This is a genomic window from Pseudomonas sp. AC211 (assembly GCF_979258055.1).
Genome location: NZ_OZ409830.1, coordinates 2,815,430 through 2,839,167, shown reverse-complemented (window position 1 = coordinate 2,839,167; position 23,738 = coordinate 2,815,430). Strand labels below are relative to the sequence as shown.

Genomic DNA, 23,738 nt, shown 5'->3' with positions numbered 1-23,738 from the left:
CGTTTATGTACGCCGATCGTATTGTCAAATTTGGGGAGAAATTCCAGGGGCGGCTAGAAGCTACGCTGCTTCAGGGGGCGCTAGACTATGTTGGTTACAATGAGGAAAGTCTGGCCTTTGAAGTTCTGTGTGATCATATTTGTGAATATGATGTATCTATTACGGATGAGGAATATCACGAGGCTGTAAAATTAGCCGTTGATATGGGTTTTGACTTAGAGGTAGGGCCATTCAAGCACCTGAAGGGTTTGAAGTCGTAGTTTTAAAACATACATTGTTGGCTTTCTCAACACCGAAAAAGAGGACATATTTATTAAGCAGCTCTAGTTTGGGGGAAAGGGGACAGATTTATTAAGTTGCTCTAATTTTTGAACTGCGTGAGTAAACGTCGTCTATAAGCCCAAATTTAATGTTTCGTTTTTTAAAATGTAGCGTTCAAGGAGGAACGCTCCCATGCCTAGACTTGCAAGAATCGTATTGCCGAATTACCCGCACCACATCGTCCAGCGAGGCCATAATCGCGGGCTTGTTTTCGTGGAGGCCGCAGACTATCAACGCTACGTCGCAGACCTGCGCGAGCTTAAAGAAGCGTTTGACGTAAAAGTTTACGCCTATTGTTTGATGAACAATTATGTCCACCTCCTTCTTGCTCCCGGCGATTCAATTGCAGGCCTGAGTCAATTCATGAAAACCCTGGCTGCTCGTGCGACTCGGTTTCGTAACAAGCTGGAAGGGCGTACCGGAACATTGTGGGAAAGCCGATACAGGTCAAGCTTGGTCCAGAGCGATCATTACTTGCTCGCATGTTCCCGGTATATCGAACTAAATCCGGTGCGGGCGCGGATGGTCGCGAACGCTTCGGAATACGAGTGGTCCAGCTATTCGGCGCATGCATCGCCAGAGGAAAGCTGGATTGACCTAGATCCCGCTTTTGGTTCGCTCGGCGAAACGCCGGAAGAAAGAAGCAGGAATTATGTTGAGTTTGTTGCGCAGTCTATTCCACCAGGCGAATTGGAGCTGATAAAAAACGCTATCCAACGCGGGCAGTTGACTGGAGCCGATCGGTTTGTGGATGAGGTTGAACATCTAACAGGGCTGCGAGTTGAAAGGCGAGGGCCAGGGCGGCCGAAATTAGAGTAGTTTAATAAATCTGTCCCCTTTTTTCTCTTATAACCGACCATAGGGAGCATCAAATATGCCAAAGTTTGGATGTGTATGTGGATGTGTAATAAATTTATCCGGTGAAACCGGAGCCGCAGAATTTAGTCTGGTTCCTGAGAAGAGAATCGATGAATTAGGTGTTCTACTCGCAGCCGGCGCATTATCCGAAGAACGATTTTACGAAAAGATCTCCGAAGGTTCTTCTGTGGTTTATATTTGCCCTAAGTGTGATCGATTACATATAGATGAGGGTGGCGGGATGTTTCGGTCATATATCAAGGAAGTAAATAAATAAAAAATGAAGAAAAGGGGGCAGATTTATTAAACAGTTCTGATTTTTTTGGGACAGGTGGATTAAAGATCGTGGAATTTCTTAAAAAAGTTGGCATGTTCTTGCCAAGCAAAATCGAACGTGTTTCTTGGGATGGCGAAGCGCTCGAACTGGCTTGCTCAAAATTGCTACTGCGAACAGAAAGCACTTGGCGCATTTCCCAAAACAATCAGCTAATTCTTGCTTGCTGGGACAGAGATTCGAGCGAATTAGGGTCAAGGCTCTCGGGAAAGTTTTTAACTGGTATAAGTTGGCTCATCGCAGATCAGCCGATTGATCTATCTTTAAAGCTATCCGATGGTTCAAGTCTCGATATTTTTTGTTGCTCTTCAGTTGAAGCATGGATGTTGGAGATAAAGGAGATAGGAGCTCATTTTGGCGGTCAATAAAAAGAAAAACGGGGCATTTTATTAAGTTGCTCTAATATTGGATCGGAAGAAAAGGGGGCAGATTTATTAAGGTGCTCTAAACTAGAATCAGATACCCAGAAAATAGGAGGAAAAAATGTCTCCGTTCAAGATACTGATTGGATTAGGTTTGATGTGTTGGTCGACGATTGTTCTGGGATTTAGGAGGGGATGGGTAACAAGGGGTGACGTTTTTGACTACGCTATCAGTCTGCTTATGAGCGGCGAAGACGCGAACAGTGGAGATGTTTCTGTTATTGCGGGCGGAGAATATCTGAGCGACGAGGAACTGCTCGGCTTGATGCTCAAGCAAACAGAAAGGCCGGATAGTGTTGCTTATTTGGATAAATGGCGATTGGCTTTTTTTATCATGTATCGAAGCCTCAAACGATACCAATGATGAGAAAATTAGCCGGCTTCAGGAAGTCTACGCAGATTTCGACTATCCGGAGGATATGGCTTATTGCAGCATATATTCCCAAGATGGTTTGCCACCACTAATTGCCATGCATAACATTATTAAGTTTTTAAGAGGTAAATTCGCTCTAAATATTTAAAACCCCATCACGAAGGGCGACTGGGAGAAATAGAAAAGCAGAAAAGGGGACATCAAACAGCTCTAATTTACGAGCTACATAGGCCCAGCATCAACGCGTGCGGTTAGAAGGAACCGATCGGTTTGTTGATGAGATTGAACATCCAAGAGGGCTACGTTGAAAGGCGAGGGCCAAGGCTGCCGAAATTGGAGTAGTTTAATAAATATTTACCCTTCGTCCCGTATAGGTGATTAGAAAATGAGTGAGCGTGATATTGGATGGGAACGTCGAGGAAAAACCATCAAGGATCTAATAGCCGAGCTCAATTCTTTTGAGGATAAAGATCTGAAGGAAAAAGGGGACAGATTTATTAAATAGCTCTAATTTACGAGCTATATAGACTCAGAATCAACGCGGGCGGTTAGACGGAACCGATCGGTTTGTTGATTAGATTGGACATCCAATAGGGCTACGTTGAAAGGCGAGGGCCGGGGCGGCCGAAACTAGAGTAGTTTGATAAATCTGCCCCTTTTTCTTTAGAGTTCACAGAGGCTTTGCGTCCGAGAGAAGTTTGGAGAAGTGCCGAAGTGAAAAAAAGTGAGAAAAAAGGGGACAGATTTATTAAACAGCTCTAATTTACGAGCTACATAGACCCAGCATCAACGCGGGCGGTTAGAAGGAGCCGATCGGTTTGTTGATGATTGAATATCCAAGAGGGCTACGTTGAAAGGCGAGGGCCGGGGCGGCCGAAACTAGAGTAGTTTAATAAATCTGTCCCCTTTTTTTGGTTACCTAATACTGGAAGAAAAGGACCGAATCCAGATTTAGAAATAAATGGCGAGGTGGCCGATGTCTTCTCCCCAATTACTAACAGCCCAATTTCGGTACTCAAGACGATCTCAAGTAAGGTCAGTACGCAGGCGAATTCTATCGTCGTAAATCTAGCTGATTCCCCGCTAACATTTAGGCAGATTGAAAAAGCTCTCAGCGATAAGCCTGTGGACGGGTTAAAGACCCTGTATCTTATTAAGAACGGAGAGTTTCAGGTGATCAGAGGCGCGAAATGACGATGACAATGAATGTGGAAATTGAAAAAGGAGTTTCGTTAGAGAATGTCTCCAATGTCCTCTTCGTTATGGGTGCAAGTGTTGAGCTTGTAGATGGACGTGTTGTAGGTAATTTTCAGAAATCGAACTGTTATTTTGTGTTCGGCTACACAAATGGTTTGGAAAGCGTCGCTGCTGAGGGAGCCGACGCGAGTTGGTTGGTCGGCATTGAAGGAGCGTTCCATTGTCGTGCTAATGTCCTATCGGAAAGTTGGGAGGACATTAAAAATTTCCATATTCGACTAGCCAAGCAGCAGCCGTTGAAATTCGTCCTGTCGTTCCAGTTCGAATGTGTGTACGCGACCTGCGAGGGCGGCGAGGTGGTTTTCGTGCAGCAGATGGTAAGTCCGGAGTGAAGCCAAACTGCAATGGTTTAGTAAGGCAGTGGAAAAAGGGGACTGGAAAAAGGGGACAGATGGAAACACCCCCGATATTTCGGACACCCCTGAAAGGGGGCAGTACCAGTCGTTTAATAAATCTGTCTCCTTTTATCCTAGTCCCCTTTTTTCCTTCAAAAAGTCCAAGTGTTGTCCCGACTAGCCCAACTCCAAAATTGGTGAAATAAATGGATTTAAATGTAAGAAATAAGATAGTAGTTTGTTTGGTGCAGGCGCTTTTGGGGTCAATATCTCCCTTCTTTTAGAGCTGTAGTAGCGGTGTTTTCAGAAGGTGTAGAAGTGAGGTTTTACTTGGATAAAAGTACAAGTGACGATGAGGAGGAGATTGAGGATGTGATCACCGAGTTTGATTCGTTGGTAATGGCGGTGGATTCAGTGAAGATTACGTACAAGGTTTATTTTGGATTGGAACATATAAGCTATACCGATAACGGTTTGGTGCCTGTATTCATAAGGCGTGAGCCAAAAAATTAGAGGTCTGGGTTTGAGAGAGAAAGGGGACGGATTTATTATACGGCTCTAATTTACGACCTGCGTAGACCCAGCATCCATCGCGGGCAGTTAACTGGAGCCGATCGGTTTGTGGATGAGGTTGAACATCTGACAGGGCTGCGAGTTGAAAGGCGAGGGCCAGGGCGGCCGAAATTAGAGTAGTTTAATAAATCTGTCCCCTTTTTCTCCACCAGACAACGGATGGACAGCTATGACCATTCGGGAGCAGTAATTCGTGTGCATCCGAAAAGCATAAACGGCCAAACGGTGGACGCTCAGCACTATCCACCAACTGGCGCGGAATTAAACGGCTGGGGGCAACGATGAAAGCTGAAGAAATAATTGTCGAAAGGCTTATCTTAGCGGTTAAAGGTGGGTTTGATATTCAATCAGTATCGAAAGAGGCGTTGGCCATATATCAAGATCCAGACATTAAAATTTCCAAAAAGATCGACACGATTTTGTTATCGCTTATAGCTATGGAAGAAGGAGCTGAGTTCGAATACACCGAGAATGATTTTCTTGCGTTATTAGCTGAGCTTAGAAAAAAGGCGGAGGGAAGAGGGGAGTGAGAAAAATAGGGGTATTGCGCTATTTCCCATTTTTCGCACCGTTCATTTCGATTATTTAAACGAGCTATTAGTGAAATCAGATTTTCTGGAGAATGAAATGTATGCTACCCAAATTGGCTTGGCGGAAACGACCTATCTGATTAATAAGCTTTCGACCTTAGTTGATTTTAAAAAAGATTTACCTCTAAACCTTTTCAAGGGAGAAACGTATAAGTTTTGGTTCTTCGAGAGGCCACTTTTGGGCTATACGGATCTCGTTCAGGGCCTCGCTTTACGAAGCTACATCGATTATGAAACCGATCTATTAGTGAAGTTTTCGGGCAGCGAGATTGCTGAAAACTTGCTTTTTTGCGTGGATCGGGAGAAAACTGAGGCGAAAATCGAGTGGCTGTCCAGAAATTCCCTTGATTTTTTTGTGGGAAGGTCGGATATCCTATCGTGCTATTTAATCGAAGCTTCGATTGGGTTGCGTTTGAAAGTGCGTTTGAGGAGTTTGGTGTTATCGCGGTCAAAGAGGCCGCCTCAGAATCAGGGTTTTGTAAATACTTAAATCAAGAATTCATTTCCTTTGACGATTTTTTGAGTTTGGCCAAAGGGACGAATTCGGAAGGTCTGATGGCGAAGGAGTTTCTAAAATATTATGGATGAGAAATGGGGGGTTTATTAAACAGCTGTAATTTACGAGCTAGATAAACACAGCATCCAGCGCCGGCAATTTACAGGAGTTGATCGGTTTTGATGAGGTTGAACTTCCATCAGGGCTACGAGATGAAAGGCGAGGTCTAGGGCGGCCAAAATTAGAGTAGTTTAATAAGTTTGTCCCCTTTTTTCGCTTTTTTTAAAGTGTTGCGTTCAAGGAGGAATGCGCCCATGCCTGACTTGCAAGTGTCGTATTCAAGTTTTGATGGCGGCGCTATTTATCATACGAACAGCCCAGAGCTGGCTAGTTACTATTCAAAAGTATTTGCCGAGGCGGGTGTTACAAACTTTAAGTTTGTAATTACCCCTGTGATGAAGTGAGGTGTGTAATGTGTAAAGATCGGGAAATATTAGAGAAAATTCTTGGCGGGAAGATTGAACAGTCTGACTCGCGAATTGTACCGGGGGTTACGATTGTTGATGGGCAGCAAGTTGTGTATTTTTCGGATGATGGAAAAAACAAATTTCGAAAGCAGTTTGATGGCATAACATGTTTTACTGAACCACCTAACGCAGTTCGTTGAGGAGTGAACGAAAGAGGGTGCAAGATTACCCCTCCTTCAGGGCCTCTTTTTCATGCTATCTCCTATCACGGCGACCTTGAGGGTTGGAGAAAAGATATCGAAGCCGGTGCAGAAGGCCTTGGTTTGCTGCTGGCTCGAATCGAAGGTGATCAATTAGTTATTACTGATGGTCGCTCGATTCCTCTATCACATTGCAAAATAGAGTTTTCTTGAACACTACTCGCGCTCAACACCGGCCTCGCTCCGGTGTTGTTTTATCTGGTTAAGCTCCTGCCAGTAAATAGTATTTTGAGCCGAATAATGGAAATGAATGATGAGTTTTTAGAGGCAACCGATTTAGACTGGTTTTGTTGTTACCAAAATGGTTTGCTCGCGCATTTTGCGACAGGAGGGAGAGGGTTTGTTCCCGCCTCTATAAGAAGTTCAATAGCTAAGTACGAGTCGGTCGTTGAGTATTTTCAATCGTTAGAGGAGGCGTTTGATTTTGAAATTATCGAAAGTAATCTTCCAGAATTTAAAGATGCACGTCAGCGGGAACGCTATTTGAATTCTTTTCTTAAAATGGCAAAAAAAGGGCTGTTTAGTTACGATGTTTGTGATGGCGGATATAAATTAATTGCTATGCCTAAGGGTGGAAGACACAGTGTTGAGTTGCCGCAGGAGGTTTTGTGCAATATTTACATGTTGGGCGTGCCTTCTGAGGGAGATATTAAAAGGCTTATTGTTTCTTAGGTTCGTAAGAAGAAAAAAACGGGGCAGATTTATTAAACAGCTCTAATTCACGAGCTACATAGGCCCAGCATCAACGCGTGTGGTTAGAAGGAATCGATCGGTTTGTTGATGAAATTGAATATCCAAGAGGGCTACGTTGAAAGGGCCGGGGCGGCCGAAATTAGGTTATTTTAATAAATTTGTCCCCCTTTTCTGCTGAGACTTCGTTACCGACATCAAACCGTCTAGTCAACAAATGAAGAATTTTGGACTATGAAAACTATCGATAGCTTGGGTATTTTTTGGTCGTTCTCAGACCCGGAGAGCGGGGAGGTATACCAGGACGAAGTACAAGGGCTGGTTTTTTATGCGTACTGGTCTGGCGCGGTTCCCGAGTCTATAGATATACAAACTTTTCCTGATATTTGGTGTGGGCGCGCAGAGGCGAAAGCGCGGCGCTGGCAGTCCCTGACAAATTGCAGTTTATCCATCGATGTAAAGGTCAACGATTGGCCGGTTCCTGCCGATTGGACCAATTATATAAACAGCTCGCTAAGGTGGTTCTTGAATCGCGGCGCCACGCTGTCGTGGTGTGGGAGTGAAATTAGTAGTCCTTCCCTTGATGTTTTTAGCAGTAATCCGTCTGGCTCCGTATATGCAGTGCTTTGTGAAAGAAAGGGATTTTATGTAGGATCGCAACTAGATGAAGAGTACAAAGATGTTGACCAAAATATATTGCTCTCCTTTAATTCTTTTCTTATGAAAAAGTAAAGATATATAGTGAAGAAAAGGGGGCGGATTTATTAAGCAGCTCTAATTTACGAGCTACATAGACCTAGCATCAACGCGGGCGGTTAGAAGGAACCGATCGGTTTGTTGATGAGATTGAATATCCAAGAGGGCTACGTTGAAAGGGCCGGGGCGGTCGAAATTAGAGTAGTTTAATAAATCTGTCCCCTTTTCTCCGTCCCCTTTTCTCCGTAAATTATTATGACAAGGGATCATGGATTGGACCAGAAGGAGTGCAGCAAGGCATATTGGATAATGCTATTTCGGCGGGCGTAAATGCCATTTTAATAGGTAGATGAATATGAGTGCTGGCGATGTTGTGGAGTTAAGTGGATGGTTAGTGATTATAGATTATAGGCCTTTTGTAATACCGGAGGATTATCCAGAGGATTATGAAAATGGCGAAAAAACAGAGCTGACTAGTCCGGAGCTAATATTTTCAGTGTTGGATATAGTGCTGCCGCTGGGAGGAGGGAAGAGTTTTTTATTCCATAGAGTAAAAGTTTTCGGTGAGGTTGTTGTAGCTTCGCCATTAAAAGTTAAGCCAAATTTTTTATCGGTAATGGAAAGGACGGGGGGCTTCCTTTCTGTAAGCGTGGATGATGATAGTATGGAAAAATACAAGTCGAGTTATGAGAATTTTTTGAAAGGAAAACGTATAGTCTCGAGCGATTGGTTAGATTTTTTATAGTCAGAATATGGGTTCAGAAAAGGGGGCAGATTTATTAAACAGCTCTAATTTACGAGCTGCATAGACGCAGCATCAACGCGGGCGGTCAGAAGGAGCCGATCGGTTTGTTGATGAGATTGAATATCCAAGGCTACGTTGAAAGGGCCGGGGCGGCCGAAATTAGAGTAGTTTAATAAATCTGTCCCCTTTTTCTGCAAATGATGCAATTGCAGCGTTGAAACAATTAAGAATGCTTCTTCCGAATAAACAGCTGCTGCCTGATGATGCTTTGATCGCTGCCTATGAGCATGAGCTGGGAATCTCCTTCTTAGATGACTACAAGATTTTCGCCAAGGAGGCTAGCGATAGTGTTTTTAATGGGAAGGACGCGCTTCGATTAACGGAAAATAGGAATAGCCCAAGGGAACTATTGAGCGTGATTAGCGAGGCTCGGGAACAGGGAGTGCCATACTCTTGGCTGCCCATCTGCGAAGATAATGGAAACTACTACTGTCTTCTTGAAGATGGGACTGTTAGTTACTGGTCGCATGATGGATACTCTAGTGAGACTTGGCCCAGCCTCGCCAGTTGGATCAAACATGCATGGATAGATGGAGAGTAGGGACTATGTTGTCTCCGCGCGAAGGGGAAAAAGGGGACAGATTTATTAAATAGCTCCAATTTACGAGCTACATAGACCCAGCATCAACGCGGGCGATTAGAAGGAACCGATCGGTTTGTTGATTAGATTGAACATCCAAGATGGCTACGTTGAAAGGCGAGGGGCGGGGCGGCCGAAACTAGAGTAGTTTAATAAATCTGTCCCCTTTCTCTCATTGAAAAATGTTCAAGATATCTCAAAAGCACCAAGAGGGTTGAATTAATGTCTGTGTGTGAGCTTTCAGATAAGTACGCAGCACGATTTGGTTTTCCAAGCATGGGTAGTGTTAGCCTGGAAGAATTTATGCAGGTATTAGAACTGGTAGCCACGAAACACAGAGGGTTTTTTTATTGAAAGTAGATGGTGAGAGAGTGGCGGACATCTATACTTTTGTCCTGAATCTATCTTCAAGTCACGACGTGGTAATCAGGAAGGATACTGACATTATGCGAGCCGGAATGGATTTTGTGTTTTCTGAATTAGAATGCGCTGGCATATATCCATGATGGTATTTGTAAGGAGAGCGTTTCGCTGCTTTAATTCTGCGGTTTAAAACATTTATGCAATCCGGCGGGGTAAAACCTGTTCTGGATCTTTCTAGTATGCCCGCCACAGTACTGGAGAAGATTAAGTGATTATAAATATTGGTTTTGAATTGTTAGATGCGTATTTTGCCGTTTATGGGGGGGTAAGTTCTGAAAGGCAGTTGAGAATATATGTGGAAGGCGGTCTTGGAGTCTGAGAAAAAAGGAGACAGATTTATTAAACAGCTCTAATTTACGAGCTACATAGACCCAGAATCAACGCGGGCGGTTACAAGGAACCGATCGGTTTGTTGATGAGATTGAGCATCCAAGGGGGCTACGTTGAAAGGCTAGGGCCGGGGCGGCCGAAACTAGAGTAGTTTAATAAATCTGTCCCCTTTTTTTCCGGTTGTTGAAGCTATGAACAGTCAAAATTAAAGACATGAAAAGTTGCTCGGGGACAGACTGCTCAGATATAGCCTCTAAACTTTTAGAAGCTGCTGGAGGGTAGGGGAAAATAATTGAGGTCGTACCTTCTTCCAAGGGGAAGTTAAACGTTTTTGAGAATCGAGATACCGTTCCAGATCAGTGGTATCACCAGGTTTATACCGATGGTCGGTATGTTTGCGATCCGCGTATTTCTGCAAATCCTATCCCGAAGGGCGACTGGGAACAGTGTATTAAAAACATAAATCCAGACGGTGTTTCTATTTCCGACAAGATAAAAGGGTTGTAATGAGTATTCCAGACGCTAAAAATGAAAGCCTGCCTCTCCTTGAGGTAATAGAAGCTTTGGGCGAGACCGAGTGGCGGAAAGGGTCAGCTAGTGAATACGTTGCAAAGGAGCAAGGTGTGTGGGTGCTCAAGAAGCAACCACATACTGTTCCTACAGTTTCTTTCCGATTCAAAGTGGAAGATTCGCAGGTGATTAAGGTTCTTAATGAAGCAATAGCCTGCTATCGCGGAGGGATCAGTTGGGTTTTATCGGAGCATAAGAGAGAAGCGCTTCCAGGTACTAACTGGACAATAGAACCTGTTAGGCTGAGTGAGGTTTCTGAAAGGGCTAAAGCAGAAGGGCTTACGGCAAGCCAATATTTATTTAAACATGATTGTGATTTTGCATCTGTTGCTTTTGAGGACTTGAACAAACTTGCTGCGCATATCGCAAAGTTTTTAGAGCTGTATTACCAAAAATAAGCGCTAGAAAAGATATATTAAGTTGCTCTAATTTTTTGAATTGCCTAATTGTTCTTACATTTCTTGAACGAATTTTTGGCCCGCTCTCATCCGTTTATGTACTGGGTCACACTCCAGATCAAGGTGAGGACTTTTATGTTGTGCTTGTGACTGGCTCAATCATTGCTAAGTTTGAGCTTCCAAGAAACTGTGATGCTGAACCCGAAAATTTAGTCGCTATTAGCGTTGACGAGTATCGTAAGACCCTTCGAGGGCGTGAGTCGCAATCAAAGCTGTCGATAGCAATGGAGCTAGCCGCCGGGGGATAAGGTAGGATCACGGAAATGCTGGTATAAAAGTTGTGAGTAGCATGGAAGAGCTTATGGCTTACGGGAAAAGCAGAGGGGGGTTGTAGTGAGTGACTCAGCAATGATCGTTTCCTCACATGAAGTTACAGAAGAGGAGTTTCATTCACTAATCAATTCTCTGGGCGGTGATTTAATTCGTCCATTTCGCGGTTCGGTCGCATGTGATGAATCGACCGTTTGGGTTGGACTAATATATGAAGATGAATTTCGAGACTTTTATGAGGAAAATTTGTTAGATTGGGAGGCGTATTTAAGAGGAGCGCCTAAAGCGATAATAGAAATGCGACTAGATCACGCGCCCAAAGCGCGCGATTTATGCTTGGAAGTCGCTTCTGAATTCGGAAAAAGGTGGCCTTCTTTGTTAGTTGATGTCGACGGTGTTGATGTCCCGTACTGCGTATTGGCAGAAAGGTTGCGTAAAGAAAAATAAGTAAAGAGGAAATAGGCTGCCCCGAATTGTTTAACTCAATCAAGCTCCTAATTAAATAGGTCTGCAGGCATGACAGATAAACAGATATATGAATTAGCCATCGATGATCTTACTTGTTTTGGTGTTTGGTACTTCCCTATGGATGAGTCTGCGGAAGATGAGTTAACAGTGCGCCCTCTCCTTGATAATGAAACGTGTACTGACGCTCAGATGATCGTTCGTGCTAGTTTTGTTGGAAGCGATGGTTCCAGTTACTTGGGCTATCTGTACTGGAATGGCGGTGGGGAGGTTGAATACTTAAAGCCTGTCATTCTTCTTGAAGATGGCTCGTTTGTTACGTTCTGGAACGGGATGGTTGAGCCATCTTGGGCGGACTATTCTGCAAGAGCTCAAGAGCTAAGGAGCGGACTTCCTTTTTCATATGTTTCAGATCCTCTTCTCGAGTTGCCAGAAATTTCAGGAAGGCTTGAGGGACTATATTACTTAGATGGGGAGCACATTTCTTGGGTAGGTTAATAGTCTAAAACGGACAGTTCAGGCAGTTGGGACAATTACTTCGAGTGCGACACTTCGTACCAAAAAGGCGGCGGGTTTATTTGTCTGCTCTAGTTCGCTAATAAATGGTGTTTTAGAGCTGTCTAATAAAACGTCCCAATTTTTCTTTGGGATGGTGAATGTTGTGGATATTAATGATGCAATTGCAGAGTTGAAACGAGTAAGAATGCCTCTTCCGAATAAACAGATGCTGCCTGATGATGCTTTGATCGCTGCCTATGAGCATGAGCTGGGAATCTCCTTCTTAGATGACTACAAGATTTTCGCCAAGGAGGCTAGCGATAGTGTTTTTAATGGGAAGGACGCGCTTCGATTAACGGAAAATAGGAATAGCCCAAGGGAGCTGTTGAGCGTGATTAGCGAGGCTCGGGAACAGGGAGTGCCATACTCTTGGCTGCCCATCTGCGAAGATAATGGAAACTACTACTGTCTCCTTGAAGATGGGACTGTTAGTTACTGGTCGCATGATGGATACTCTAGTGAGACTTGGCCCAGCCTCGCCAGTTGGATCAAACATGCATGGATAGATGGAGAGTAGGGACTATGTTGTCTCCGCGCGAAGGGGGCAGATTTATTATCTGCTCTAATTCTCTAGGGGAAAAGGGGCAGCTTTATTAAGCTGCTCTAATTTCGACTCGGCTAATGGCCAAGGGAAATCGTTCCACCTCATTGAGTTCTGCCAGCGATACTTAAATCATCACTTTCCGCTGCATTCATAATCTCTTTTTAACTGTTCCCCACAGGACTCCCATGTATTCCCCCCGCGAAGCCACCAAAGACCACCTCTACACCCATTCTTTCGTATCACTTCTATTGCTGATCCCGCTGGCCTTGCTGATGCTGATGTCCAAAGGCGACGGCATTCCGCATTTGAAGGTGTTGCTGGCGAAGGGTACTGCGCAGGGGGTGGTTGGGGTTGTCGAGCCGCATCCGACTTTTCGCGACTATCGCCTCGTTCACTATCGTTTCACCACGGCCGATGGGCGCGTGATTGAGAGCGGGTATTCGCAGAACGACGTTAACCACCCGGCGGTTTATTCTCCGGGGCAGCCGGTCCAGATTGTGTACTCACGGTGGTTTGATGATGCGGACGCCATCGAGGCCGTGTTTGAGCGAGGCACGACTGGCTTTTATATCTTTGTTTCCTGCTTGGGGTTGATGTTGCTCTGTGTGCTGTATTCCTTCTGGAGTTTGAAAAAGCTGATGAAGCACACTGAGGAAGAGCGGTTTTATTGAGCTAGCCACCACCCTTTCGTTTAAGTCCGTCCATCAGGCCTTCCATGAAAAGCTACCTTTCCTTCGTTATTTCCCTGGCTTTAGGCGCTTGCCTCGCAAGCTGCTCGAGCTTCAATTACAGCGACTACCAAGCCAACTTAACGCCTGACGCGATGCAGCCGTACGACCTGTCTCACGGCGCTGTGGCTTCCCCAATCATCTATTTCGACACCTACACAATCCGAGAAGCCGGCCTCTCGGTACATCGCTTGTTAGTCGCCACGCACCTCGACGGCCAGTTGCTGCCCGGCGCTGCGGTCAGCCCTGCGGCTAAGGGTTTTCAGGCGCTGAAGGTTCCGCCGGGCACGCACTCGTTGCAGTGGTGCTGGCTGTCGAAAAACGCCATTGGGCCGGGCAGTGAGCGCTGTGGTTTCGAGGCGGACGGCGTGGTGTTCAAGGCGGGGCAGCGGTATGTGGTTCGGTGGAGCGATGCCAAGTCGTTCGAGGGCCAGGCGACGTTTGTTCGGATCAATTCGCGGATTGAAAACCTCGACAGCGGCGAGGTCATCTTCCGTCAGGTGCAGTCGAACAGCGGGCCGTTTTAGCGGCCGCTCAGTACGTCTAGCGGGTATTCGATGACCACGTACAGCCGGTCGATATCGCGCCCGGCTTGGGCGTCGTTGCCGCGATGGGTGACGTAGGAAACGCTCAGGGCCAGGTCTTTGGCGGCGCCGGATTGCACGCGGTATTTGCCTTCGATGTCGCGTTCCCAATGTTTGCCGCCGTCGCCCTGGTTGGGGGCGTAGGCGCCCAGGTCGGCGTCGTAGGGGTTGTAGGCGCCGCCTTGGGGGGCGTGGGTGCCGTCGATGTTGCTGCCGCGTACGTAGCGGGTCATGAAGGTGAGGCCGGGCGTCAGCAATTGGCTGAGGTCAAGGTCGTAGCGCAGTTGCCAGGACTGTTCGTTGGCGCCGTTGAAGTCGGCGTATTTGATGGAGTTGGCGAGGTAGATGGAGTCGCCGCCCACGAAGTCGAACGGGGTGTCGCCGCTGATTTTCTGGTAGCCGAGGATGAAGGCTTGCTCGCCGATGCTCAGTTTGCCCAGCAGGCTGGCGGCGGTGGTGTTGATGGCGCCGGCCCGTTCGGCACCGGTGCCTAGGGTGCGATAAACATTGGCGTCCCAGTTGAGGCGGCTGCTGGCGCTCAGGGTTTGTTTGAGGTGCAGGTTGCCGTAGTACTGGCGCCAGGTGTCGCTGAGTTCGCTGGCGTACACGGCGCCGCCCCAGGTGTCGTCGCCGATGCTTTGCAGGCCGAGCAGGCTGATGCTCTGGTGGCGGGTGGTGGCGCCATAGCCGTCGAAGTCGCTGCGTGAGCTGCTTTCGTCCTGGTTTTTAAAGGCGTTGAAGTGGCCGGCGGTCCAGCTCAATCCTGTGCCGGCCAAGCCTTGAAGCAGGGCGCCGGTGGCGTATTCGGGTTGCAGGCGTTTGTCGGCGGTGTCGAATACCGGGGTTTCCACTTCCATTTCGCCGAGTTTCAGGCGGGTGTCGCCCAGGCGCAGTTTGAGCGCGCCACCGGCGCTGGAGTAGTTGTCGGCGGCTTCGCCGGAATCGCCGACTGGCAGCAAACCGGTGCCGGCGCGACCGCCGCCGCTGTCCAGGCGCACGCCGACAAAGCCATGGGCGTCTACGCCAACGCCCACGGTGCCGGCGGTGTAGCCCGATTCGAAACGCCCGATAAACCCTTGCGCCCATTCGCGGTTGTAGCTGTTACCGCTGTGGCCGGTGCGGGTGTCGTTGTTGAGGAAGAAGTTGCGGCTGAGCAGGTTGAGCGAGGCGTCGTCCAACAGCGGCGAAACGTCGGCCTGTGCGGCGGCGGCCCAGGTGGTCGCCAGTAGCGGTGTGCAGAACAGCAGGGTAAACCGCATGGCGGAACTCCAGTGGTAAAGCTGGAGTATCCGGGTAAGGGCAGGGGGCTGGATTGAAGGGCTGTGCTGTTGCGCGGTTCAGCGCTGGGGTTTGGGTTATTGCGGGGTCATTAGTTGCGTGCGCAGTTCTTCGGACAGCCCGTCTTTGGCCACCCACAAGCCCAGATACGCCCGGGCAAATTCTTTGTCGCCGTTGCGGTAGACCTTCTGGCCGTTGAGCTCCAGCACCAGGCCTTCTTCGGCGGTGTAGGTGAGGGCGTAGCGGTCGCCGGGGTTGATGTCTTTGAAGGTGGCTTGCAGCGGTTCGATGTCGGCGCGCAGGGCTTGCAGGCGCGCGGGTGGCTGCTGGCGTTCAATGGTGGCCCAGGCGGCTTTGATTACATCGTCGCGGTCGATGGCGCGCAGGTAGTAAAGCTCCAGGCGCTGGTTGCGCATCTGCGCGACGGCCTCACTCGGGGTGACGCCCGGCTCGGTGTAAAAGGCGGCGGCGTATACGTCCACCCACAAATAATTGAGTACGCCCTGGCTCTGGCGTTGCAGGGTTTGCCGTTCGTTAGGGAAGGCGGCTTGTTGCAGCGGTTCGCTGGCCCACAGCAAGGTGCTGATGAGCAGAAGTAGCAGGGTGGCGGTCAGGCGCATGACAAGGCTCGTGATGGCAGAGGCGGTGCCAGCATACGGGTTTGTGGATGACAGTTGCGCGCCGGTATCTGTTGCCAAACGCGACGGCTGTTGGTCGCGGGGGCGGCTGTCGAGCGGCTATCCTTGCGCCTTCTTGTTTGCTTGCCGAGCGCTGCCGTGTTTCGTCATCTGTTGCCGCTAGTGCTGTGCGTTTGTTTGCTGGGCTGCGGGCCGCAGGTGGCCGAGTTTGGCGGCCCGACTATGGGCAGTCATTACGCGGTGAAGTATGTGCCGGGCGAGCACACGCCCGCCGCGGCGATTGTGCAGGCGCAGGTGGAGGGGCTGTTGGCGGAGGTGGATCAGCAGTTTTCAACCTGGCGCGCAGACTCCGTGGTGTCGCGCTTCAATGCCTTGCCCGCCGGCAGTTGTGCGGCGGTGCCCGAGTCGGTGTTGGCCCTGGTGCGCTTTGCCGATTCGCTGTGGAAAGACAGCAGCGGCGCCTTTGATATCACCGTTGAACCGCTGATGAACCTGTGGGGGTTCGGGCCGCAGTCGCGCCGTCACGAGGTGCCGTCGGCGCCGCAGATTGCCGAGGCGAAGGCGCTCGTGGGGCAAACCCATCTGCGCATCGACGGGCACCAGCTGTGCAAAGACCTCGCCGTGCAGCTGGACTTCAACAGCATCGTCGCCGGCTACACGGTCGACCGTATCGCCGAGCACCTGCGCTCGCTGGGTATCGGCAGTTTCCTGCTGAATGTCACAGGCGAGTTGAAAGCGGCGGGGCGCAAGCCGGATGGCGAGGCGTGGAAGGTGGCCATCGAAGCGCCGCGTGAAGACGTGCGGGTGCCCGAGCGCGTGCTGACGCTGGACGGTTGGGCGGTGTCCACGTCGGGCGATTACCACACCTATTTCGAGCGTGACGGCCAGCGTTATTCCCACACGCTAGACCCACAAACCGGCGCGCCGATTACCCATCGCTTGGCGGAAGTAACGGTGCTCGATCACTCGACCCTGCGCGCCGACGGTCTATCGACTTTACTGATGGTGTTGGGCCCGGAGCGCGGCATGGCGTTTGCACAGCAGCATGATATTGCCGCGCTGTTTGTTACCCGCACGGCGAGCGGTTTTATCAGCCAGGCGACCAGCGCGTTCAGCCGCGAATTTGATGTTCCTGCGACGCCGTAGGCTGTATCGCGCCATGTAGTGCAGACAATGCTCGCCTACCGCGCGACCAATCGCTAATGTGCGCAACGCAAAGCCGCAGTTAAGCTGCGCACCTGTTTCGAGCTGTCGCGACACGCGTTACGAGGTCCATGTAACGAGGCGGTCGCGGTGTTGCCACGGACGCACAGGCGTCCTGGTCTGTACCAGAGGAGTGAACATGGCGGTCTACAACTACGACGTGGTGGTATTGGGGTCGGGCCCGGCAGGGGAAGGCGCAGCGATGAACGCCGCCAAGGCCGGGAAAAAAGTGGCCGTGGTCGACAACCGTCGCGAGGTGGGCGGCAACTGCCTGCACCTGGGCACCATCCCGTCCAAGGCCCTGCGTCACTCGGTTCGGCAGATCATGCAGTTCAACACCAACCCGATGTTTCGCCAGATTGGCGAGCCGCGTTGGTTCTCCTTTCCCGACGTGCTGAAAAGCGCCGAGCGGGTGATTTCCAAACAGGTCACTTCGCACACCAGTTACTACGCGCGCAACCGCGTCGACCTGTTCTACGGCACCGGCAGTTTCTCCGATGAGCAAACCATTGAAGTGGTGTGCCCCAACGGCGTGGTGGAAAAACTGGTGGCGGCGCAAATCATCATCGCCACTGGCTCGCGTCCGTATCGCCCGGCGGATATCGACTTCCACCACGAGCGCGTTTACGACAGCGACACCATCCTCACCCTGAGCCACACCCCGCGCCGCTTGATCATTTACGGCGCCGGCGTGATCGGCTGTGAATACGCTTCGATTTTCAGCGGGCTGGGCGTGCTGGTCGACCTGATCGACAACCGCGACCAACTGCTCAGTTTCCTCGACGGCGAAATCTCCGATGCCTTGAGCTACCACCTGCGCAACAACAACGTGCTGGTGCGTCACAACGAGGAATACGAGCGCATCGAGGGCATGGACAACGGTGTGGTGCTGCACCTGAAATCCGGCAAGAAGATCAAGGCCGACGCCTTGCTTTGGTGTAACGGCCGTACCGGCAACACCGACAAACTCGGCCTGGAAAATATCGGCATCAAGGTCAACAGCCGTGGCCAGGTGGAAGTGAACGAGCACTACCGCACCAGCGTGTCGAACATTTATGCGGCCGGTGATGTGATCGGCTGGCCGAGCCTGGCGAGTGCGGCGTTCGACCAGGGTCGTTCGGCGGCGGGCAGCATTATCGAGAACGGCAGCTGGCGCTTTGTCGACGACGTACCCACCGGCATTTATACGATTCCGGAAATCAGCTCCATCGGTAAAACCGAGCAGGAACTGACGGCGGCGAAAATTCCGTATGAAGTGGGCAAGGCGTTTTTCAAAGGCATGGCGCGTGCGCAAATCGCCATCGAGCCGGTGGGCATGCTCAAGCTTTTGTTCCACCGCGAAACCTTGCAGATTCTTGGCGTGCACTGCTTCGGCTATCAGGCTTCGGAGATTGTGCACATCGGCCAGGCGATCATGAACCAGCAGGGTGAGGCCAATACCATCAAGTATTTCGTCAACACCACCTTCAACTACCCGACCATGGCCGAGGCGTATCGGGTGGCGGCGTTCGACGGCCTCAACCGGCTTTTTTGAGCGGCACCGACCGGTGGCCTGAGCCGGTCGGGGAGCAGGACTGTTTCGGGGTCAGCGATTCGCGAGAGTGGCGCTGGCCAAACCGGGAAAGTCTGTAATCAGGCTGTCCACCCCGAAATCAGCGAGCCGGCGCATCAGTGCCGGTTCGTTGACCGTCCACACCGACACATGCAGCCCTTGTTTCTGCGCTTTGATCAGGCGCTCGGGCGTGCACAGCGTCCAGTTCAACGCCAGCAGCGAACAGCCATAGTTCTGCGCCACTTTCAGTGGGTCGAGCCAGGCGTATTCCGCCACCAGGCCGCGCGCCAGATCCGGTGTCAGGCGCACCAGCGCACGCAACACTTCCCGCGAACTTGAGGTGACCGTGACCTTGTCCAGCAGGTTGTACTGCTGCGCCAACTCACGAATCGCCAGCACGGTGCGCGCTGCCCGCACGCGCGAGGCGCTTTTCACTTCCAGTTGCCAATGCTCGAAATCGCACTGCTCGAACAACTCGGTCAGGCGTGGAATCGGTGTGGGTTGCACCCAGCCGGGGCCGCCTTTGCGGGCGTCGTAGGTCACCAATTCGGCGGCGTCGTGTTCCACCACTTTGCCGCGATGGCCCGTGGTGCGTTTCAGGGTCGGGTCGTGAATCACCATCAGCTCGCCGTCGCGAGACAGGTGCAGGTCGAGTTCGCAGCGGCGCACGCCGTGTTTGAGGCACTGCTGAAAGCTTGCCAGGGTGTTTTCCGGTGCTTCGCCCTTGGCGCCGCGGTGGCCGTAGATCAGGGTCACGGTTGCTCCTTGCTGATGGATGCTTAGTTGGACGCCGGTGCCGGCTGGGCCGCGCGCGGCTCATGGTGACGCACGCTGTCGACCACATGGGTGTTTTCGAAATAAACGCTGAAGTCACGGTAGTCCCAGCGCGTGATCGGCGGGTTGCCGACCGGTTTGTGTTCTTCATCTGGCAAGCCGAACTGGTCGAGCACGCTGCGCTGCAATTGGCCGCGAACGGGCAGGGGCGTGCTGCTGGCGCCTTGCTCGCCGACGGGAATTTCCAGGGTGTCGGCCTGCGCGGCCAAGGGCAGCGCACCGAGTAGCAGGCTGAAAAAAAGAGCGGGGCGGGGCATGGTTTTTCTCTCGTGCGACCGTTAGCTGAGGGGCGTTTCGCGGGCTTGGCGACGTTCCATCGCCTGCTTTTGCAGAATATGCCGGGCCAGTAATTGCCGTTGTGCGTCGGTTAGCGCTTCGAACTCGGTGCCGATTTCGTATTGGCCGTTGGGCTGCTGTCGGCAATGCACCACCTGCGCCCGCAACAGCAGGCCGAGGGCTTGCGGCATCAGCACCATTTTTACCGCCAGATGGCTGCCGGCCGGCACCGCTTGCGGATGCTCGAAGCTCACGCCGCCCTCCGACAACGTCACCCGTTTCGGTGCGCCCACTTCACGCACCAGGTTCTGCGCCAGGGCTTGGCCGAGCAGATCGATACGCTTGTTGACCACCTTCAGGTAGCTGGCAAGGGTGCGATCACGTTCGCCAATATGGCGCAGCAAGTGCTGGGATTCGAAGTCGGAAAGGTGCAGATCGCTGAGCAGATTGAACAGCGGCGAGTCGTCGTGCAGGGCCTCGCTGGCCACCGCTTCGGCGCCGGACAGCAGGCTGAATTCCAGTGCGATCGTATCGGCGATGCGATAGTATTCGCGGCGGTCACTTTCATCGTTAGACGTCATGGCGAACCCATGGCAGCGGTGGTTGTCTGAGCCTGAGCTCAGCGCAGTGTGCCCAAAGTGTAAGGCCGCCAGCCGAGCCTCGCCACTGTTGGATTTTGTACAGCAGGATGCCCCCTTCCTTCGCAGCGAAACCTCATTTTCTATGTTCAGACCGCTGTCCGTTTTTATCGGCGCACGTTACACCCGTGCCAAACGCCGAAATCATTTTGTTTCGTTCATCTCGCTGACCTCGATGATCGGCCTCGCCTTGGGCGTGGTGGTGATGATCGTCGTGCTGTCGGTCATGAACGGTTTCGACTATGAAATGCGCACCCGCGTGCTGGGCATGGTGCCCCACGCCACGGTCGAGTCGCCGGAGCCCATCAGTGATTGGCACGCCATGGCCGACAAAGTGCTGCAGCACAAGCAGGTGGTCGCCGTTGCACCGTTCACCCAGATGCAAGGCCTGCTGACCCACGAGGGCAAGGTGCAGAAGGTGTTGATCAACGCCATCGACCCGGTGGAAGAGGCGAAGGTGTCGATCATCGACAAGTTCTTCAAAGAGGGCAGCCTCGACGCGCTAAAAACTGGCGAGTTCGCGCTGATTATCGGCGACAAGGCCGCCGCCAAGCTGGGCGTGAAAGTCGGCGACAAGGTCACCTTCGTGGCCCCGGAAGTCACCGTGACCCCGGCCGGCATGTTCCCTCGTCTCAAACGCTTCACCGTGGCCGGCATCTTTCATGTGGGCGCCGGTGAAATCGACGGTTTCCTGGCCCTGGCCAACATTCACGACATCGCTCGCCTGCACCGCTGGAAGCCGGACCAGGTGCAAGGCTTGCGGCTGAAATTTGCCGACCTGTTCCAGGCGCCGCGCACCGCGTGGGAAATCGCCGGCCAGTTGGGCGACCGCGATTACTACGCCCGCGACTGGACCCGCACCCACGGCAATCTGTACCAGGCCATCCGCATGGAAAAAGCCATGATCGGCCTGTTGCTGCTGCTGATTGTGGCGGTGGCCGCGTTCAACATCATTTCCACGCTGGTGATGGTGGTCACCGACAAGAAAGGCGACATCGCCATTCTGCGCACACTCGGCGCCACGCCCCGGCAGATCATGATGATCTTCATGGTGCAGGGCACGGTGATCGGCGTGGTCGGCACCGTGATCGGCGCGCTGCTGGGCATTGTTGCGGCGCTGAACGTGAGCAGCTGGATTGCCGGCGTCGAGCGCCTGTTGGGAATCAAATTCCTCAACGCCGACGTGTATTTCATTGACTACCTGCCTTCGCAATTGATGGCCCAGGACGTGCTGCTGGTTTGCGGCGCGGCCCTGGTGCTGAGTTTCCTCGCCACTCTTTATCCGGCCTGGCGCGCGGCGCGCACCCAGCCTGCGGAGGCCCTGCGTTATGAGTAATGTCGCCATGCAAGCAAAGCAACACAACGCCGTTCTCAGCTGCCGCAACCTGGGCAAAAGCTACGACGAGGGTCCGCAATCGGTCACCGTGCTCGCCGACCTGCAACTGGAGCTGTACCCCGGCGAGCGCGTGGCGATTGTCGGCAGTTCCGGCTCGGGCAAAAGCACCTTGCTCAATATGCTCGGCGGGCTGGACACACCGAGCACCGGCAGCGTCTGGCTGGCGGGCGAAGAATTGTCGGCCCTGAGCGAAAAGAACCGTGGCCTGCTGCGTAACCGCGCCCTGGGTTTCGTGTACCAATTCCACCACTTGTTGCCCGAATTCACCGCCCTGGAAAACGTCTGCATGCCGCTGCTGATCGGCAAGGTGGCGATTCCCGAAGCCCGTCAACGCGCGACCAAATTGCTCGAACGCGTCGGCTTGGGTCACCGCTTGGCGCACAAACCGGCAGAGCTGTCGGGCGGTGAACGTCAGCGTGTGGCCATTGCCCGCGCGCTGGTCAACAACCCCGGCCTGGTGCTGCTCGACGAGCCCACCGGCAACCTCGACCACCACACCGCGCAGGGCATTCAAGACCTGATGCTGGAACTGAGCCGCGACTCGAAAACCGCCTTTCTGGTGGTCACCCACGACCTGCAACTGGCCCAGCAAATGGACCGCGTGTGGCGTTTGGAAGACGGCAAGTTGGTGGCCGCCTGATGTTCCGCCCGCTCAGTGTATTCATCGGCCTGCGTTATACCGGCGCCAAGCGCCGTAACCACTTCATCTCGTTTATTTCCCTGACCTCCATGATCGGTCTGGCGCTCGGCGTGCTGGCCATGATCGTGGTGCTGTCGGTAATGAACGGCTTCCAGAAAGAAATGAGCTCGCGCATTCTCGGCATGGTGCCCCACGCCACCATCGCTGGCGTGCAGCCCATTTCAGACTGGCGCCAGATCGCCGACCAGGCGCTGAAAAACCCGCAAGTGACCGCCGCCGTGCCGTTCGCCGAACTGGAAGGCATGCTGTCGTACAAAGGCCTGATGCAGCCGGTGCAAATCAACGGCATCGACCCCAAGGAAGAAACCAAGGTGTCGATCATCGGCCAGCACATCGTGCAGGGCAGCCTGAACGACCTGAAACCCGGCGAGTTCGGCGTGGTGATTGGCGAAATCACCGCGCGGCGTTTTCGCCTGAACGTCGGCGACAAGCTCACCCTGATCATCCCCGAATTGAGCAGCGCACCCGGCGGTATTACCCCGCGTATGCAGCGCCTGAACGTGGTCGGCGTATTCAAAGTCGGCGCCGAGCTGGATGGCTCCATGGCGCTGATCAGCATCGCCGACGCCAGCCAATTGCAGCGCATGCAAAGCGGCCAGGTGCAGAGCGTGCGTCTGGCGCTGAAAGACCTGTACCAGGCGCCACAAGTCTCGGCGGCCGTGGCCAAACAGCTCGGCGAAGGTTACCGCCCGAGCGACTGGACGCTGACCCAAGGCAGCCTGTTCAGCGCCATGAAAATGGAAAAAACCATGATCGGCCTGCTGCTGTTGCTGATCGTCGCCGTGGCCGCGTTCAACATCATCGCCACGCTGATCATGGTGGTCGCCGACAAGGGCGGCGACATCGCCATCCTGCGCACCCTGGGCGCCACGCCCGGGCAGATCATGGGCGTGTTTATGGTGCAGGGCACCGTGATCGGCGTGATCGGCACTGTGGTCGGCGGCGTGCTGGGCGTGTTGGCGGCCTTGAACGTGAGCGCGCTGGTGGGCTGGATCGAACGCATCAGCGGGCAGCAGATTTTTAGCTCGGACGTGTACTTCGTGAGCAATTTGCCGTCTGAACTGCAAGGGCTGGACGTGGTGTTGATTTGCAGTGCGGCGTTTATTTTGAGCTTTTTGGCGACGGTGTATCCGTCGTGGCGCGCGGCGCAGATTCAGCCGGCTGAGGCGTTGCGGTACGAGTGAGTTTGTGTAGGTTGGGATTGTCGGGTGTCCGAGGTCGGCGCTCGACGTCACA

At 52.2% G+C, this 23,738-nt stretch carries 28 protein-coding genes and 2 pseudogenes; 25 read left to right on the top strand and 5 right to left on the bottom strand.

What is annotated here, in order from left to right:
- Nucleotides 1–5 precede the first annotated feature (5 nt).
- The 20 genes and pseudogenes from ACZZZP_RS13285 to ACZZZP_RS13190 all read left to right on the top strand — a co-directional run bounded on the left by ACZZZP_RS13285 (nucleotide 6) and on the right by ACZZZP_RS13190 (nucleotide 13,930).
- Nucleotides 6–260 carry a MafI family immunity protein gene (locus ACZZZP_RS13285; RefSeq protein WP_463383027.1) on the top strand — a complete coding sequence of 85 codons (255 nt, stop codon included), beginning with the start codon at nucleotides 6–8 and terminating at the stop codon, nucleotides 258–260.
- A 193-nt stretch (nucleotides 261–453) separates the two neighbouring features.
- A complete protein-coding gene (locus ACZZZP_RS13280) occupies nucleotides 454–1,140 on the top strand; it encodes a transposase (RefSeq protein ID WP_463383026.1) in 687 nt (228 codons plus the stop codon).
- Between the two features lie 384 nt (nucleotides 1,141–1,524).
- Nucleotides 1,525–1,881 carry a hypothetical protein gene (locus ACZZZP_RS13275; protein WP_463383025.1) on the top strand — a complete coding sequence of 119 codons (357 nt, stop codon included), beginning with the start codon at nucleotides 1,525–1,527 and terminating at the stop codon, nucleotides 1,879–1,881.
- Between the two features lie 115 nt (nucleotides 1,882–1,996).
- On the top strand, nucleotides 1,997–2,299 hold the full coding sequence (locus ACZZZP_RS13270; protein ID WP_463536576.1) for a hypothetical protein: 303 nt from the start codon (nucleotides 1,997–1,999) through the stop codon (nucleotides 2,297–2,299).
- A 963-nt stretch (nucleotides 2,300–3,262) separates the two neighbouring features.
- Nucleotides 3,263–3,502 (top strand): annotated as a pseudogene (locus ACZZZP_RS13265) (CdiA C-terminal domain-containing protein); the annotation flags it as partial.
- A gap of 8 nt (nucleotides 3,503–3,510) precedes the next feature.
- A complete protein-coding gene (locus ACZZZP_RS13260; protein WP_463383023.1) occupies nucleotides 3,511–3,897 on the top strand; it encodes a hypothetical protein in 387 nt (128 codons plus the stop codon).
- A gap of 588 nt (nucleotides 3,898–4,485) precedes the next feature.
- A pseudogene (locus tag ACZZZP_RS13255) lies at nucleotides 4,486–4,593 on the top strand (transposase); the annotation flags it as partial.
- 161 nt (nucleotides 4,594–4,754) lie between these two features.
- A complete protein-coding gene (locus tag ACZZZP_RS13250; protein WP_463383021.1) occupies nucleotides 4,755–5,003 on the top strand; it encodes a hypothetical protein in 249 nt (82 codons plus the stop codon).
- A 97-nt stretch (nucleotides 5,004–5,100) separates the two neighbouring features.
- A complete protein-coding gene (locus ACZZZP_RS13245; RefSeq protein ID WP_463536575.1) occupies nucleotides 5,101–5,553 on the top strand; it encodes a hypothetical protein in 453 nt (150 codons plus the stop codon).
- Between the two features lie 320 nt (nucleotides 5,554–5,873).
- On the top strand, nucleotides 5,874–6,023 hold the full coding sequence (locus tag ACZZZP_RS13240) for a hypothetical protein (protein WP_463383019.1): 150 nt from the start codon (nucleotides 5,874–5,876) through the stop codon (nucleotides 6,021–6,023).
- 503 nt (nucleotides 6,024–6,526) lie between these two features.
- Nucleotides 6,527–6,958: a hypothetical protein gene (locus ACZZZP_RS13235; RefSeq protein WP_463383018.1), complete on the top strand. Its 432-nt coding sequence runs from the start codon at nucleotides 6,527–6,529 to the stop codon at nucleotides 6,956–6,958.
- Nucleotides 6,959–7,210: 252 nt separating this feature from the next.
- Nucleotides 7,211–7,708 carry a hypothetical protein gene (locus tag ACZZZP_RS13230; protein WP_463383017.1) on the top strand — a complete coding sequence of 166 codons (498 nt, stop codon included), beginning with the start codon at nucleotides 7,211–7,213 and terminating at the stop codon, nucleotides 7,706–7,708.
- A gap of 319 nt (nucleotides 7,709–8,027) precedes the next feature.
- The gene (locus ACZZZP_RS13225; protein ID WP_463536574.1) at nucleotides 8,028–8,417 is read left to right on the top strand and encodes a hypothetical protein; all 390 of its coding nucleotides are present in this window, start codon (nucleotides 8,028–8,030) and stop codon (nucleotides 8,415–8,417) included.
- A gap of 172 nt (nucleotides 8,418–8,589) precedes the next feature.
- On the top strand, nucleotides 8,590–9,018 hold the full coding sequence (locus ACZZZP_RS13220) for an SMI1/KNR4 family protein (protein WP_463384711.1): 429 nt from the start codon (nucleotides 8,590–8,592) through the stop codon (nucleotides 9,016–9,018).
- 1,298 nt (nucleotides 9,019–10,316) lie between these two features.
- The gene (locus ACZZZP_RS13215; RefSeq protein WP_463383015.1) at nucleotides 10,317–10,778 is read left to right on the top strand and encodes a hypothetical protein; all 462 of its coding nucleotides are present in this window, start codon (nucleotides 10,317–10,319) and stop codon (nucleotides 10,776–10,778) included.
- A gap of 393 nt (nucleotides 10,779–11,171) precedes the next feature.
- The gene (locus tag ACZZZP_RS13210) at nucleotides 11,172–11,555 is read left to right on the top strand and encodes a hypothetical protein (RefSeq protein WP_163016655.1); all 384 of its coding nucleotides are present in this window, start codon (nucleotides 11,172–11,174) and stop codon (nucleotides 11,553–11,555) included.
- 69 nt (nucleotides 11,556–11,624) lie between these two features.
- The gene (locus ACZZZP_RS13205) at nucleotides 11,625–12,071 is read left to right on the top strand and encodes a hypothetical protein (protein WP_122495303.1); all 447 of its coding nucleotides are present in this window, start codon (nucleotides 11,625–11,627) and stop codon (nucleotides 12,069–12,071) included.
- Between the two features lie 163 nt (nucleotides 12,072–12,234).
- A complete protein-coding gene (locus ACZZZP_RS13200) occupies nucleotides 12,235–12,648 on the top strand; it encodes an SMI1/KNR4 family protein (protein WP_241000599.1) in 414 nt (137 codons plus the stop codon).
- Nucleotides 12,649–12,860: 212 nt separating this feature from the next.
- Nucleotides 12,861–13,346, top strand: coding sequence for a hypothetical protein (locus ACZZZP_RS13195; RefSeq protein WP_463383014.1), 486 nt, complete (start codon nucleotides 12,861–12,863; stop codon nucleotides 13,344–13,346).
- 44 nt (nucleotides 13,347–13,390) lie between these two features.
- A complete protein-coding gene (locus ACZZZP_RS13190) occupies nucleotides 13,391–13,930 on the top strand; it encodes a hypothetical protein (protein ID WP_463383013.1) in 540 nt (179 codons plus the stop codon).
- Here ACZZZP_RS13190 and ACZZZP_RS13185 read toward each other — a convergent pair.
- Entirely contained in the window at nucleotides 13,927–15,246 is a 1,320-nt protein-coding gene (locus ACZZZP_RS13185; RefSeq protein ID WP_463383012.1) for an OprD family porin, read from the bottom strand. The two genes, ACZZZP_RS13190 and ACZZZP_RS13185, sit on opposite strands and share 4 nt — an antisense overlap.
- A 96-nt stretch (nucleotides 15,247–15,342) precedes the next feature.
- A complete protein-coding gene (locus ACZZZP_RS13180; RefSeq protein ID WP_463383011.1) occupies nucleotides 15,343–15,885 on the bottom strand; it encodes a chalcone isomerase family protein in 543 nt (180 codons plus the stop codon).
- Nucleotides 15,886–16,041: 156 nt separating this feature from the next.
- Here ACZZZP_RS13180 and ACZZZP_RS13175 point away from each other — a divergent pair, with 156 nt between their 5' ends.
- Both ACZZZP_RS13175 and sthA read left to right on the top strand, forming a co-directional pair.
- Complete coding sequence (locus ACZZZP_RS13175) at nucleotides 16,042–17,049, top strand: FAD:protein FMN transferase (RefSeq protein ID WP_463383010.1); 1,008 nt, start codon at nucleotides 16,042–16,044, stop codon at nucleotides 17,047–17,049.
- Nucleotides 17,050–17,245: 196 nt separating this feature from the next.
- Nucleotides 17,246–18,640, top strand: coding sequence for a Si-specific NAD(P)(+) transhydrogenase (gene sthA / locus ACZZZP_RS13170; protein ID WP_122450530.1), 1,395 nt, complete (start codon nucleotides 17,246–17,248; stop codon nucleotides 18,638–18,640).
- 51 nt (nucleotides 18,641–18,691) lie between these two features.
- On the opposite strand, the gene ACZZZP_RS13165 is transcribed toward sthA, so the two are convergent.
- The 3 genes from ACZZZP_RS13165 to ACZZZP_RS13155 are packed head-to-tail and all read right to left on the bottom strand — an operon-like array spanning nucleotide 18,692 to nucleotide 20,349.
- The gene (locus tag ACZZZP_RS13165) at nucleotides 18,692–19,414 is read right to left on the bottom strand and encodes a glycerophosphodiester phosphodiesterase (RefSeq protein WP_463383008.1); all 723 of its coding nucleotides are present in this window, start codon (nucleotides 19,412–19,414) and stop codon (nucleotides 18,692–18,694) included.
- A gap of 23 nt (nucleotides 19,415–19,437) precedes the next feature.
- Nucleotides 19,438–19,749 (bottom strand): phosphodiesterase, encoded by a 312-nt coding sequence (locus tag ACZZZP_RS13160; protein ID WP_463536573.1) that lies wholly within the window; start codon nucleotides 19,747–19,749, stop codon nucleotides 19,438–19,440.
- Nucleotides 19,750–19,770: 21 nt separating this feature from the next.
- Nucleotides 19,771–20,349: a PilZ domain-containing protein gene (locus ACZZZP_RS13155; RefSeq protein WP_122495314.1), complete on the bottom strand. Its 579-nt coding sequence runs from the start codon at nucleotides 20,347–20,349 to the stop codon at nucleotides 19,771–19,773.
- 142 nt (nucleotides 20,350–20,491) lie between these two features.
- Between ACZZZP_RS13155 and ACZZZP_RS13150 the strand changes: the two genes are divergently transcribed.
- From ACZZZP_RS13150 to ACZZZP_RS13140, 3 genes are read left to right on the top strand one after another with little or no spacing between them, the layout of a single operon-like run.
- The gene (locus tag ACZZZP_RS13150; RefSeq protein WP_463383006.1) at nucleotides 20,492–21,742 is read left to right on the top strand and encodes a lipoprotein-releasing ABC transporter permease subunit; all 1,251 of its coding nucleotides are present in this window, start codon (nucleotides 20,492–20,494) and stop codon (nucleotides 21,740–21,742) included.
- 7 nt (nucleotides 21,743–21,749) lie between these two features.
- Nucleotides 21,750–22,442: a lipoprotein-releasing ABC transporter ATP-binding protein LolD gene (gene lolD / locus ACZZZP_RS13145; protein ID WP_463383005.1), complete on the top strand. Its 693-nt coding sequence runs from the start codon at nucleotides 21,750–21,752 to the stop codon at nucleotides 22,440–22,442.
- Nucleotides 22,442–23,686 carry a lipoprotein-releasing ABC transporter permease subunit gene (locus tag ACZZZP_RS13140; protein WP_463383004.1) on the top strand — a complete coding sequence of 415 codons (1,245 nt, stop codon included), beginning with the start codon at nucleotides 22,442–22,444 and terminating at the stop codon, nucleotides 23,684–23,686. Before lolD ends, ACZZZP_RS13140 begins: the two co-directional genes overlap by 1 nt.
- The last annotated feature ends 52 nt before the right edge of the window (nucleotides 23,687–23,738 follow it).